General features: G+C 68.7%; 12 protein-coding genes. 7 read left to right on the forward strand and 5 right to left on the reverse strand.

Annotation, left to right across the window (positions count from 1 at the left end):
• Positions 1 to 37 precede the first annotated feature (37 nt).
• From ACFY1U_RS08650 to ACFY1U_RS08680, 7 genes are all read left to right on the forward strand, one after another.
• Complete coding sequence (locus ACFY1U_RS08650; RefSeq protein WP_390693679.1) at positions 38 to 274, forward strand: hypothetical protein; 237 nt, start codon at positions 38 to 40, stop codon at positions 272 to 274.
• A gap of 609 nt (positions 275 to 883) precedes the next feature.
• On the forward strand, positions 884 to 2509 hold the full coding sequence (locus ACFY1U_RS08655; protein ID WP_390693365.1) for an ABC transporter substrate-binding protein: 1626 nt from the start codon (positions 884 to 886) through the stop codon (positions 2507 to 2509).
• Positions 2510 to 2647: 138 nt separating this feature from the next.
• The gene (locus tag ACFY1U_RS08660; RefSeq protein ID WP_390693366.1) at positions 2648 to 3580 is read left to right on the forward strand and encodes an ABC transporter permease; all 933 of its coding nucleotides are present in this window, start codon (positions 2648 to 2650) and stop codon (positions 3578 to 3580) included.
• Positions 3573 to 4523 carry an ABC transporter permease gene (locus ACFY1U_RS08665; protein WP_390693367.1) on the forward strand — a complete coding sequence of 317 codons (951 nt, stop codon included), beginning with the start codon at positions 3573 to 3575 and terminating at the stop codon, positions 4521 to 4523. Before ACFY1U_RS08660 ends, ACFY1U_RS08665 begins: the two co-directional genes overlap by 8 nt.
• Before the next feature lie 11 nt (positions 4524 to 4534).
• Positions 4535 to 5584 (forward strand): ABC transporter ATP-binding protein, encoded by a 1050-nt coding sequence (locus ACFY1U_RS08670; RefSeq protein ID WP_390693368.1) that lies wholly within the window; start codon positions 4535 to 4537, stop codon positions 5582 to 5584.
• On the forward strand, positions 5577 to 6725 hold the full coding sequence (locus tag ACFY1U_RS08675) for an ABC transporter ATP-binding protein (protein WP_390693369.1): 1149 nt from the start codon (positions 5577 to 5579) through the stop codon (positions 6723 to 6725). Before ACFY1U_RS08670 ends, ACFY1U_RS08675 begins: the two co-directional genes overlap by 8 nt.
• Positions 6726 to 6805: 80 nt before the next feature.
• Positions 6806 to 7186 (forward strand): VOC family protein, encoded by a 381-nt coding sequence (locus ACFY1U_RS08680; protein WP_390693370.1) that lies wholly within the window; start codon positions 6806 to 6808, stop codon positions 7184 to 7186.
• 1 nt (position 7187) lies between these two features.
• Here ACFY1U_RS08680 and ACFY1U_RS08685 read toward each other — a convergent pair whose 3' ends face one another.
• Genes ACFY1U_RS08685 through ACFY1U_RS08705 form a run of 5 tightly spaced genes read right to left on the reverse strand, consistent with a single transcriptional unit; the run spans position 7188 to position 13031 of the window.
• Positions 7188 to 8180, reverse strand: a complete 993-nt coding sequence (locus ACFY1U_RS08685; RefSeq protein WP_390693371.1) for an ABC transporter ATP-binding protein — start codon at positions 8178 to 8180, stop codon at positions 7188 to 7190.
• Positions 8177 to 9175, reverse strand: a complete 999-nt coding sequence (locus tag ACFY1U_RS08690; protein ID WP_390693372.1) for an ABC transporter ATP-binding protein — start codon at positions 9173 to 9175, stop codon at positions 8177 to 8179. Before ACFY1U_RS08690 ends, ACFY1U_RS08685 begins: the two co-directional genes overlap by 4 nt.
• Complete coding sequence (locus tag ACFY1U_RS08695) at positions 9172 to 10083, reverse strand: ABC transporter permease (protein ID WP_390693373.1); 912 nt, start codon at positions 10081 to 10083, stop codon at positions 9172 to 9174. The genes ACFY1U_RS08690 and ACFY1U_RS08695 overlap by 4 nt, the downstream gene beginning before the upstream one ends.
• Positions 10080 to 11156 carry an ABC transporter permease gene (locus ACFY1U_RS08700; protein ID WP_390693374.1) on the reverse strand — a complete coding sequence of 359 codons (1077 nt, stop codon included), beginning with the start codon at positions 11154 to 11156 and terminating at the stop codon, positions 10080 to 10082. Before ACFY1U_RS08700 ends, ACFY1U_RS08695 begins: the two co-directional genes overlap by 4 nt.
• Positions 11157 to 11159: 3 nt before the next feature.
• On the reverse strand, positions 11160 to 13031 hold the full coding sequence (locus ACFY1U_RS08705) for an ABC transporter substrate-binding protein (protein WP_390693375.1): 1872 nt from the start codon (positions 13029 to 13031) through the stop codon (positions 11160 to 11162).
• Between the last annotated feature and the right edge of the window lie 169 nt (positions 13032 to 13200).

Here is a 13200-nt window from a genome sequence, read left to right on the forward strand (position 1 = left end):
CAAACGCAATCCGCTGTGGGGGGACCTGAAGGTGGCGATGCAGTACTTCTTCCGGCATCCGCTGGCCGAGCAGGTGCGTGAAGAGGGCCGGCTAGAGGGCCGCGTAGAGGTGGGCATCGAGATGGTCCTGAGCATCCTCGAATGGCGCGGCATCCCCGTGCCTGCCGCCGTCCGTAAGCGGGTGAGGGCCTGTCCGGACCGGGATCAGCTCACGGCCTGGGCCCAGCGCGCCGTGCACGCGACGGATGCCGCGGAGTTGTTCTTGGAGGGGTGACCCCCGACCCCCGGATGTGACGAGGCTCGCGCCTGGAGAGGTGCGGGCCTCGTGGTGTGGTCGGCCCGAGGCCAGGCCCCCGGTGCGGCACAGGGTTAGGGAAAACCCTTGTTCTCGTTCTGGATCCGTCAAGGCCGGATCACACGGCACTACGCTGCTGCCAGCGTGGGCCCTGACCGTCATCTGCGAGGGCCCGGCGAGCGGCCCTGTGACGCAGGCCCGCTGGCTGAAAGTGGTGGGCCGTGCACTCCTGCACAGGCGCCACGATTCCGCAACTGAATTTTCATGCCGCTCGCGTTCGGTATACGGACATTCGAGCCCGATAGATGTGTAACAAGTCCGTTTCGCAGGGATCTTTCGGCAAACCCTTTGTCCGGATTTTGGAAGATGTACGCGTCAGGTGTGATCGAACCGAGACCTTTTGAGTGTGGTTCGGTCATGGCGCATGGCAGATAGTTAGGCGCGTAGAGCTCGGAACAACGGGTCACGCGCTGCTGGCGGCGCCGACTCACGAGCGCGGGGGCACTTGACCATTTCAGGCACCGGTGACGGTGATGCGTCCTGTGCCCCTCCATGCGGTGAACCAATGGACTCATGAGGAGGAGCCCCATGCGTGGTGCCAAGAGCGCCAAGTGGGTTGCGATAGCTGCGGTTGTGGCGCTGGGGGCCACTGCGTGTGGCGGTGGCGGTGGCAGTAAGGGCGACAGCAAGGCCGCGGTTGACCCCAACGGGATCTACTCGGTCGAGTCCGGTGAGCCGCAGAACCCGCTGCAGCCGGCCAACACCATGGAGTCCTACGGCAGCATCGTCATCAAGTCGCTGTTCTCGCAGCTGGTCAGCTACGACTCCGCGGGCAAGATCGTCATGGTCAACGCCCAGTCGGTGGACAGCAAGGACAACAAGACCTTCACGGTCAAGCTGAAGTCCGGCTGGAAGTTCCACGACGGCACCCCGGTCACCGCCGACTCCTACGTCAAGGCGTGGAACTGGGCCGCCGCCCCGGCGAACAAGCAGACCAACAGCTTCTGGTTCTCCGACATCCAGGGCTACGACGACGTCGCGCCGGCCAAGGGCAAGCCGAAGGCCACCACGATGTCCGGCCTGAAGGTCGTCGACAACGACACCTTCACCATCACGCTGTCCAAGCCGATGCCGTACTTCGTGTACAAGCTCGGCTACGAGGTCTTCTCGCCGCTGCCGGAGTCCTTCTACAAGGACCCGAAGGCCGCGGGCCAGCACCCGATCGGCAACGGCCCGTACAAGTTCGTCAGCTGGCAGCACAAGAAGCAGATCCAGGTCGCCAAGTTCGCCGACTACAAGGGCCCGAACGCGGCCAAGAACGGCGGCGTGATCTTCAAGAACTACGCCAGCCCCGAGACGGCGTACGAGGACCTGAAGTCCGGCAACGTCGACGTCCTGACGCTGATCGCCCCCAAGGACCTGCCCGTCTACAAGCAGGACCTCGGCAGCCGCGCGATCGACCAGTCGTTCTCCGGCGTCCAGACGATCGCCGTGGCGTACTACACCAAGCAGTGGAAGAACATCAACCCCAAGGTCATCCAGGGTCTGTCGATGGCGATCGACCGCCCCACGATCACCAAGACCGTCCTCAACGGCACCCGTGAGCCCGCAACCGGCTGGGTCGCCAAGGGCGTGCTGGGCTACAAGCCGAACGTCGCCGGTGACGTCACCACGTACAACCCGACGAAGGCCAAGCAGCTCATCAAGGAAGGCGGCGGCGTTCCGGGCAACCAGATCTACATCCAGTTCAACGCCGACGGCGGTCACAAGGACTGGGTGGACGCGGTCTGCAACTCCATCACCAACGCGACCGGAGTGAAGTGCGCCGGCGACTCCAAGGCCGACTTCCAGGCCGACCTGAACGCGCGTGACGCGCACCAGGTCAAGTCGCTGTACCGCTCGGGCTGGGTGCTGGACTACCCCTTCATCTCCAACTTCATCCGGGACCTGTACGGCTCCAAGTCGGACGGCAACCAGGGCGGCTTCTCCAACCCGAAGATCGACCAGGAGATCGCCGCGGCCGACAGCGCGAGCACGCTGGAGGAGTCGGAGCAGAAGTACCAGGCGATCGAGGCGCAGCTCAAGGACTACATGCCGAGCATTCCGCTCTGGTACTACAAGGTCAACGCGGGCTACTCGGAGAAGGTCTCGAACGTCAAGTTCAACCAGACCGGCGACCCGATCGTCACTGACGTCCAGGTCCTGAAGAAGTAACCACAAGCCCGTACCCGGGGTGCGCAAGGACGCACCCCGGGCAACGGCAGTGGCTGGGGGGCCCTTTCCGCACGCATCAATCAACGGTGCGCGGGGAAAGGGCCCGTCGGCTGCCGCTGTGACTGACATGGAGGCACGATGGGGCGCTACGTCGCACGACGACTGCTCCAGATGATCCCGGTCTTCATCGGGACAACCCTGCTGATCTTCCTCATGGTCTACGCCCTGCCCGGTGACCCCGTGCGTGGACTCTTCGGCGACAAGGGCGGCAGCCCGCAGGTGATCGCCCAGCTGAGACATCAGTACGGCCTGGACCAGCCGATCCTGGTCCAGTACTGGCATTACATGAAGGGCATGATCGTGCACGCCGACTTCGGCACGCAGATCGCGAGTGGCCGCCCGGTCACGGATGTCCTCGGCGATGCCTTTCCCGTCACCCTGCGCCTGGCCGGCCTCGCCTTCCTCATCGAGATGGTCTTCGGGATCGCTCTCGGTATCGCCGCGGGCCTGCGCGCCGGACGGCTTGCCGACAACGGGATCCTGGTGTTCACGCTGCTGCTGATCTCGGTGCCCGTGTTCGTCCTCGGTTACATCCTCAAGGTCGTCTTCGCCTTCGACCTCAACTGGCTGCCGCCGAACGTCAACGACTCGACGAACTACAACGAGTTGCTGATGCCGGCCATCGTGCTGGCGACGGCGTCACTGGCGTACGTCACCCGGCTCACCCGCACCTCGATCGCCGAGAACCTGCGCGCCGACTACATCCGCACGGCCATCGCCAAGGGCCTGCCGAAGCGGCGTGTGGTGGGCGTGCACCTGATGCGCAACTCGCTGATCCCGGTGGTCACCTACCTGGGCACCGACATCGGCGCCCTCATGGGCGGTGCCGTCGTCACCGAAGGCCTGTTCAACATCCAGGGCATCGGAGGCACGATCTACCAGTCGATCGTGCGCCGCGAGGGCACGACCCTCGTCGGCCTCGTGACCATCCTGGTCCTCGTGTACCTGCTCGCCAACCTGCTCGTCGACCTGCTTTACGCGGTCCTTGACCCGAGGATTCGCTATGCCTGACGTGACCAAGACCGTTCCCGAGGCCGCAGCCGAGGACGCTGCCGTCGCGGCGGCCGGCGGGACGCTGCCCGAGCCGAAGCCGGAGAAGACCCGCAGTCTCTGGGGCGACGCCTGGCAGGACCTGCGGCGCAGCTGGATCTTCATAGTCTCGGCCGGCCTGATCGTCCTGCTGCTGACGATCACCTTCTTCCCCGGCTGGTTCACCGGTGCCAACCCGACCTCCGGCGACCTGGCCAAGCACTTCCTGCAGCATCCCAAGCTCGGCAATGTCTTCTCGGCGGACTGGCTGGGCTACGACCAGCAGGGCCGCAGCGTCTACGCCCGTGTCATCTACGGCGCCCGTGCCTCCATCGCGGTCGGCTTCGGCACGACCATCGCGGTCACCGTCGTGGGCGGCCTGGTCGGCATGATCGCCGGCTACTTCGGCGGCATCGTCGACTCGGTCCTGTCCCGGCTGACGGACGTCTTCTTCGGCATCCCGTTCCTGCTGGGCACCATGGTCTTCCTCACCTCCTTCCAGGACCGGACCACCTGGGTCGTCATCGGCGCGCTGAGCTTCTTCGGCTGGACGCAGATCGCCCGCGTGATGCGCGGCGCGGTGATCACCACCAAGCAGTCCGACTACGTGCACGCGGCCCAGGCGCTGGGCGCGAGCACACCGCGCATCCTCTTCCGGCACATCCTGCCGAACACCCTCGCCCCGGTGATCGTCGTCGCCACCATCTCGCTCGGCGTCTACATCTCCGCCGAGGCGACCCTGTCGTACCTGGGCCTCGGCCTGAACGGCGTGTCCTGGGGCAATGACATCTCCGACGGCGGCAACCAGATCCGAGTGGCACAGTGGATCATGCTGTACCCGTCGATCATGCTCGTCGTCACCGTGCTGGCGTTCATCATGCTCGGTGAGGCCGTGCGCAACGCCCTTGACCCGAAGATGCGCTGAGGGAGGCGTACGTGACCATCATCGAAGAAGTTCCCGTGCCCTCGCCGCAGGACGGCGAAGGCGGCCCGCTCCTCGAAGTGCGTGACCTGCACGTCGAGTTCCACACCCGCGAGGGTGTCGTCAAGGCGGTCAACGGCGTCAACTACAGCGTCGGCGCGGGCGAGACGCTCGCCGTTCTCGGCGAGTCGGGTTCCGGCAAGTCCGTGACCGCGCAGGCCATCATGGGCATCCTCGACATGCCGCCGGCGAAGATCCCCCAGGGCGAGATCCGCTTCCTCGGCCAGGACATGCTCACGATGTCCGCCGAGGACCGCCGCAAGATCCGCGGCCGGCGCATCGCCATGATCTTCCAGGACGCGCTCAGCTCGCTGAACCCGGTGCTGTCCGTCGGCTACCAGCTCGGCGAGATGTTCCGCGTCCACCACGGCATGTCCAAGAAGGACGCCAAGGCCAAGGCGATCGAGCTGATGGACCGGGTGAAGATCCCGGCCGCCGCGGCCCGCGTCGACGACTACCCGCACCAGTTCTCGGGCGGTATGCGTCAGCGCATCATGATCGCGATGGCGCTGGCCCTGGAGCCGGAGCTGATCATCGCCGACGAGCCGACCACGGCCCTCGACGTGACGGTCCAGGCCCAGGTGATGGACCTGCTCGCGGAGTTGCAGCGCGAGTACAACATGGGCCTGATCCTGATCACCCACGACCTGGGCGTGGTCGCCGATGTCGCGGACAAGATCGCCGTGATGTACGCGGGCCGGATCGTCGAGACGGCCCCGGTCCACGAGCTGTACAAGCGGCCCGCGCACCCCTACACCCGCGGTCTGCTGGACTCGATCCCGCGCCTGGACCAGAAGGGCCAGGAGCTGTACGCGATCAAGGGTCTGCCGCCCAACCTGCTGCGCATCCCGACCGGTTGCGCCTTCAACCCGCGCTGCCCCAAGGCTCAGGACGTCTGCCGCTCGGATGTCCCGGCGCTGCTGCCGGTCACCGAGCAGGACGGCGGCGAGCTGGTGGGCCGCGCCTCGGCCTGCCACTTCTGGAAGGAGACGCTCCATGGCTGAGCTCAGCAAGAACGACGAGCCGCAGGACGCCACGCCGAATGTCTCCGAGGTGGACGTGGTCGACGCAGCCTCCGAGGCCGAGGCCGTCGCCGTCATCGAGGCGCCGGCGGAGCGGGGTGAGCCGATCCTCCAGGTGCGCAACCTGGTCAAGCACTTCCCGCTGACCCTGGGCATCCTGTTCAAGAAGCAGATCGGTGCGGTCAAGGCCGTCGACGGTATCTCCTTCGACCTTCACCAGGGCGAGACCCTGGGCATCGTGGGCGAGTCCGGCTGTGGCAAGTCCACGGTGGCCAAGCTCCTGATGAACCTGGAGCGGGCGACGGCCGGCGAGATCTTCTACAAGGGCCAGGACATCACCAAGCTGTCCGGGCGTGCGCTGAAGGCCGTCCGCCGCAACATCCAGATGGTCTTCCAGGACCCGTACACCTCGCTCAACCCGCGTATGACGGTGGGCGACATCATCGGGGAGCCCTTCGAGATCCACCCGGAGGCCGCCCCGAAGGGCGACCGGCGCCGCAAGGTGCAGGAGCTGCTGGACGTCGTCGGCCTCAACCCCGAGTACATCAACCGCTACCCGCACCAGTTCTCCGGCGGTCAGCGCCAGCGCATCGGCATCGCCCGCGGCCTCGCGCTCAACCCGGAGATCATCATCTGCGACGAGCCGGTCTCGGCACTGGACGTCTCCGTCCAGGCGCAGGTCATCAACCTGATGGAGCGACTGCAGGACGAGTTCAACCTCTCCTACATCTTCATCGCGCACGACCTGTCGATCGTCCGGCACATCTCGGACCGGGTCGGCGTGATGTACCTCGGCAAGATGGCCGAGATCGGCACCGACGAGCAGATCTACGAGCACCCGACGCACCCCTACACGCAGGCGCTGCTGTCGGCGGTCCCGGTGCCGGACCCGGAGGCCCGCGAGCACCGCGAGCGGATCATCCTGACCGGTGACGTGCCCTCCCCGGCCAACCCGCCCTCGGGCTGCCGCTTCCGCACGCGCTGCTGGAAGGCCGAGGACAAGTGCGCCAAGGAGGTTCCGCTGCTGGCGATTCCCGAGCGCTTCAAGGGATCGGACTCCCCGGCGGCCCACGAGTCGGCCTGCCACTTCGCGGAGGAGAAGGACATCGTCCACGCGGGCTGACGTCCGCGGCGACAGCGCCACCGTTCCCGGCACCCTCGCGAGGGTGCCGGGAACCCGCGTTTGCGCACAGGGAGAGCGAGTTGCTGCATCACATCGAACTGTGGGTTCCCGACCTCGCCCGTGCCTGCGACGAATGGGGCTGGCTTCTGGGCCGGCTCGGATATCTCCCGTACCAGGAGTGGGCGGCCGGCCGCAGCTGGCGGCTCGGGCCCACCTATCTCGTCGTGGAGCAGTCTCCGGCGATGAGCTCCGGCACCCATGACCGGATGCGTCCCGGTCTCAACCACCTGGCGTTCCACGCCGGATCCCCGGCGCACGTCGACGAGTTGGCGGAGGCGGCTCCCGCGCACGGCTGGTCGCCGCTGTTCGCAGAGCGCTACCCGCACGCCGGCGGCCCGCAGCACCATGCGGCCTACCTCGCCAACTCCGACGGCTTCGAGGTCGAGCTGGTGGCCGACTAGATCAGGTGGACACCCGAGCCCGAGCCCAGTGGCAGGCGACCTGGGCCTCGTCCCTGCCGTTGAGGATCTCCAGGTCCTCCGTACGGCATCGGTCCGCCACCCCCGCCCGCTCCGCCTCGCCGCTCGCCAGTACCTGGCAGCGGGCATGGAACCGGCACCCGGCCGGGATGCGGGACGGATCCGGCGGCTCGCCCGTCAGCACCACGGGATCGCCCTGGGCCTCCGGCAGCACCGACAACAACGCCTGGGTGTACGGGTGGCGGGGAGCGGTCAGCACCTGCTCGACATCCCCCGTCTCCACGATCCGGCCCAGGTACATCACCGCCACCCGGTCGGCGATGTTCCAGGCCAGGCCCAGGTCGTGGGTGACCACCAGCGCGGACAGGCCCAGTTCGGTGCGCAGCCGCAGCAGGAGGGCGAGGATCTCGCCGCGCACGGAGGCGTCGAGCGAGGCCACCGGCTCGTCGGCGACGATGAGTTCGGGTTCCAGGACCAGCGCGCCCGCGATCACGACCCGCTGCCGCTGGCCGCCGGACAGTTCGTGCGGGTAGCGCAGGAAGAACCGCTCCGGGGGGCGCAGTCCCGCGTGGGCGAGGGCCTCGGCGACGGCCGCCCGCTCGTTCCCCGTACGGCCGTGGATGCGCAGGCCCTCGGCGACCGCGTCGTACACCGTGTGCCGGGGGTTGAGCGAGCCGGTCGGATCCTGCAGTACGAGCTGGACGCGTCTGCGGTACGCCTTCAGGGCCCGCGAGGAGTACTCCAGGGGCTTCCCGGCGAAGGTGATCCGCCCCGCGGCCGGCCGCACCAGGCCGAGCAGGGAGCGCGCCAGCGTCGTCTTGCCGCAGCCCGACTCGCCGACGAGCGCCACGATCTCCCCGCCCCGGATGTCGAGTTCGACGCCGTCCACGGCCCGCGCCGCCGGGGCACCGTGCCGCCCGGTAAAGGTCACGTGCAGGCCCTGGGCGCTGAGCAGGGGCGGTGCCGTCGTCGTCATGTACTGCTCCTCGCATCCTCCGTCGGACCGGCCGGCGGCGGCACCGCGGCCCCCACGTGCACACAGGCCGCCCACCGCCCCTGCCCCGCGTCCCGCAGCCGCTGGTCCTCCACGGAGCACCCCTCCAGGGCCACCGGGCAGCGCGGGTGGAAGGTGCATCCGGAGGGCAGCGCGGACGGGTCGGGCGGATCGCCGGGCAGGCCGCTCGGGGCGAACCGGGAGGCCGTGTCGCCGATCCGCGGGAAGGCCGCCGCCAGGGCCTTCGCGTACGGGTGCCGGGCGTCCTCGTAGACCTGCCTGGCGGGACCTTCCTCGACGACCCGGCCCGCGTACATCACCGCGAGCCGGTCGCAGGTGTCGGCCAGCACCGCCAGATCGTGGCTGATCATGATCAGGCCGACGTCCTGCTCGGCGACGAGCTGTTCGATCAGGCGCAGGATCTGCGCCTGGATCATCACGTCCAGGGCCGTGGTCGGCTCGTCGGCGATGACCAGCCGCGGGTCGCAGGCCAGCGCCATGGCGATCATGACGCGCTGCCGCTGGCCGCCGGACAGCTCGTGCGGGTACGCCGAGGCGCGTGCCGCGGGCAGGCCCACCTGCTCCAGCAGCTCGCCCGCCCGCTTGCGCGCCGCGGCCGCCGTCGCCCGGCGGTGCAGCAGGATCGGCTCGGCGATCTGGTCGCCGACGCGGTGCACCGGGTTGAGCGAGTGCATCGCCCCCTGGAAGACGATCGAGGCGCCCGCCCAGCGCACCGCCCGCACCTGCCCCCAGCGCATGGCCAGGACGTCCTCGCCGTTCAGCAGGATCTCCCCGGACACCCGGGTCCCGGCCGGCAGCAGCTTGAGCAGCGCGAGCGCCAGCGTGGACTTGCCGCAGCCCGACTCACCCGCGATGCCGAGTTTCTGCCCCGCCGCGAGCGACAGGTCCACGCCCCGCACGGCGGCCGCGCCACCGGCGTACGTCACCTCGAGGTCCCGCACCTCCAGCAGCGTCAACGGGCCACCCCCAGCCTCGGGTTGAGGACGGACTCCACCGCACGTCCGCACAGCGTGAACGTCAGCGCGACCACCGCGATCGCGATGCCCGGCGGCACCAGGTACCACCAGTCGCCGGAGCTGACGGCACCGGCCTCGCGGGCGTCCTGCAGCAGGCCGCCCCATGAGATGACCGTGGGGTCGCCGAGGCCGAGAAAGGCCAGCGTCGCCTCGGCGAGCACGGAGGAGGAGATCATCAGGGTCGTCTGGGCGAGGACCAGCGGCATCACATTGGGCAGCACGTGCCGGGTCATGACGTGCCAGTGCCCGCCGCCGAGCGCCCTCGCCCGTTCGATGTACGGCCGCGACTCCACCGCCAGCGTCTGCGCGCGCACCAGCCGGGCCGTCGTCGGCCAGGAGGTGACGCCGATCGCGAGGATCACCGTGCCCAGGGAACGGGACATCACGGTGGCCAGCGCGATGGCGAGCACCAGCGCCGGCATCACCAGGAACCAGTCCGTGATCCGCATCAGCACCGTCGCGTACGCCCCCCGGAAGTGCCCGGCGGTGATCCCGACGACCGTGCCGATCACCACCGACAGCACGGCCGCGAGCAGCCCGACCAGCAGCGAGACCCGGGAGCCCCACACCACCAGGCCCAGCAGATCCCGCCCGAAGCGGTCGGTGCCCAGCGGAAATTCGCCGCTCGGCGGCTGCAGTGGACTGCCCGGCGCGTCGGTCACCCCGGCCACGCCCGAGCCGACCGTCAGCGGCGCCGTCAGTGCGGCCAGCGCGAACAGGGCGAGCGCCGCCAGGCCGACCAGACCGGCGCGATGCGTGCGGTACTGCTGCCAGAACCGCACGGCGGACCGGCGTCGGCGCTGCCAGGCCAGCCGGCGAGGGGTCTCCTGCACCGGTTCGGCCGTCATCGGCCCACCCGGGGGTCGAGCAGCGGATAGAGCAGGTCGGCCAGGGTGTTCATGACGATCACCGCCGAGGCGAAGAAGAGGAACAGGCCCTGGACGAGCGGCAGGTCGGGGACGCTCAGGGCCTGGTAGAACAGTCCGCCGAGGCCCGGCCAGGAGAAGACCGTCTCGACCAGGATGACGCCCGCGACCGTCCGGCCGAGATTGACGAAGACCAGGGTGACCGTGGGCAGCAGCGCGTTCGGCACGGCGTGCCGGCGCCGCACGAGGTCGTCGCGGAGGCCCTTCGCGCGGGCGGTCGTCAGATAGTCGCTGCCCATCTCGTCGAGCAGCGCCGAGCGGGTGACCAGCAGCGTCTGGCCGTACTCGACGGCGACCAGGGTGAGGACGGGAAGGACGAGGTGATGGGCGACGTCGAGGACGTAGGCGAAGCCCTCCTCGCCGCCCGACTCCATGCCGCCGGTCGGGAACAGCCCGGGGACGGGCCCGAGACCCACCCCGAACACGATGATGACCAGCAGGCCCAGCCAGAACGACGGTACGGAGTACAGGGTCAGCGCCAGACCCGTGTTCAGCCGGTCGCCGAGCCGGCCGTGCCGCCAGGCCGAGCGGGTGCCGAGGAACATGCCGAGCGCGGTGTACAGCACGAAAGCCGTGCCGGTCAGCAGCAGCGTGTTCGGCAAGGCCTCGCCGATCTTGTCGACGACCGGGGTGCGGAACTGGTACGAGGTGCCCAGGTCACCGGTGAGCGCCTTGCCGCAGTAGTCCGTGAACTGCCGCCACACGGGCAGGTCGAGCCCGAACTCCCGGCGGTACGCGGCCAGTTGCGCCGCCGAGACGGGGCGGCCGCCGGTCATCGTCTTGACCGGATCACCGGGGATCAGCCGGAACAGGAAGAACCCGGTGACCAGTACGGCGAGCAGTGACACGGCGGCGCCGCCCGCCTTGCCCGCCCCGTACCGCAGATACGCGGTGGCGGTGCGGGCCCGTGGTCCGCGGACCGCCGGGCCGGCCGGGACCGGTACGGCGGCCTTGTCGACCGCGGCGGACGCCGCGTCGGGGGCCGTTGGCTGCATGGGCTACTCGCGGTCGTCCGCGGTGGCGCGGCGGCGCCGCGCGAAGAGCAGACCGGCCCCGGCGAGGACCACGACACCCGCGACGACCCCCACGACGACCCCGGTCGAGCTGCCCCCGGAGGAGCTGCCCGAGTCGGCCGGGACCGCCGACCACCAGCTCCAGTAGCCGTCCTGGCCGTAGATGTTGCCGGCGGCCTTGGGCATCGTCTCGATCGACTTGATCTGGTCGGTGCGGTAGGCCTCGACGGCGTTCGGATACGCCATGACGTTCATGTACCCCAGGTCGTACAGCCGCGACTCCATCTGCTTGACGATGTCGGCCCGTTTGGCGGAGTCGTACTCGGCGAGCTGCCTGGCGTACAGCTCGTCGTAGGTCTTGTCGCAGATGAAGTTGTCGGTCGCGCCGGTGTCCTTCGGGGTCGCGGGCAGGGCGGCGCAGGTGTGGATGGACAGCACATAGTCCGGGTCGGGGTTGACGGACCAGCCGTCGAAGGCGAGGTCGTACTTGCCCGCGAGCCAGGGGTCGGTGACGTTGTCCAGGCAGTCGAGCGTCATGCCGACGCCCAGCTTCGCCCACCACTCCTTGAGGTACTGGCCGACCGCCTTGTCGTTGGGGTCGGTGGCGTGGCACAGGACCCGGTAGTTCAGCGGCTTGCCGTCCTTGCCGACCCGTTTGCCGTCGGCGTTCTTCCTGTAACCGGCCTGGTCGAGGAGCTGGGCGGCCTTGGCGGGGTCGTAGGAGAGTTCCTGGCCGGCCGACGGTTTCCAGAAGTACGTCGAGAAGCGCGGCGGGATGTAGCCCTGGCCCTCGACCGCGTGCCCCTGGAACACCTTGTCGATGATGGTCTTCCGGTCCACCGCCAGGAACAGCGCGTGCCGCACCCGCTGGTCGAGCAGCGACGGGTCGCCGTCCCCGAACTTCTTGCCGTTCTTCGCCTGCGCGCCGGGGTTGGTGGCGAGGGCGTAGAAGCGCCGGCCGGGGGCGTCGTTGACGCGGATGTCCTTCTGGCCCTTGAGGGAGGCCGCCTGGGCCGGTGTCAGGGCGGGTGCGCCCGCGACGAAGGAGACCTCGCCCTTGCGCAGGGCGGCCACCGCCGCGTCCTGGTCCTTGTAGTACTTGAAGACCAGCTCGTCGAACTTGGGCGCCCCGCGCCAGAAGCCCTTGTTGGCCTTGAGCCTGACGTAGCTGTCCGCCTTGTAGTCGCTGAGGACGAACGGTCCGTCACCGACGACGGGGAAGGACTTGTCGTTGTTGAACTTCGAGAAGTCCTTGACGTCCTTCCAGATGTGCTCGGGCACGATCGGCACATCGAGCGCCGTCATCGTGGCCTGGGGCTTCTTCAGCTCGACGACCAGCTTGGTGGGACTGGGCGCCGTCACCTTGCGGAAGTTGGTGACGAAGCTGCCGTTGGCGGTGGCGGCCGCCTGGTCGGTCATCATCTTGTTGAACGTCCAGGCCGCGTCCTCGGCGGTCACCTTCTGCCCGTCCGACCACTTCGCGTCGGAGCGGATCGTGTACGTCCAGGTGAGCTTGTCGGCGGAGGGCTGCCAACTGGTGGCCAGGCCCGGGACCGGGTGCGCGTCCCCGGGGTCGTAGTCGGTCAGGTACTCGTACGTCAGCCGCAGAATGCTCGTGCTGAGCAGACGCACCGCCAGGAAGGGGCTCAGCGAGTCGACGCTCTGCGCCACCGCGACGGTGAGGACCTTCTTGCCCTGGGCGGCCTCCGCGCGCTGGGGCACCGGGTTGAGCGGAGTCGCGAGGCCCGCCGAGAACATCAGAGCGGCGGCGCCGGCGGCCGCCATGAGCCGGGCCGTGCGCGATCGCGGGCTTCTCGGATGTGAACGCCTGGTGCCGTGCTGGTCTTGTGTGCTCATGGATCGTGACCTCACGTCATCGCTCGCACAGGGACGGCTGGTTCGGACTTCGGGAGGGAGTTCTGCCTGGTGACGGGCCGGCGGGGTGATGAGTGTGTCTACCAGCGGCAGTCTGCGCACGTCAACGGCGCTTGAAACCATGGTGGCCTGCGAAAACGGCGAGTTGATG

The sequence above is a fragment of the Streptomyces sp. NPDC001351 genome (genome assembly GCF_042896045.1).
In the GTDB taxonomy this organism is placed as follows: domain Bacteria; phylum Actinomycetota; class Actinomycetes; order Streptomycetales; family Streptomycetaceae; genus Streptomyces.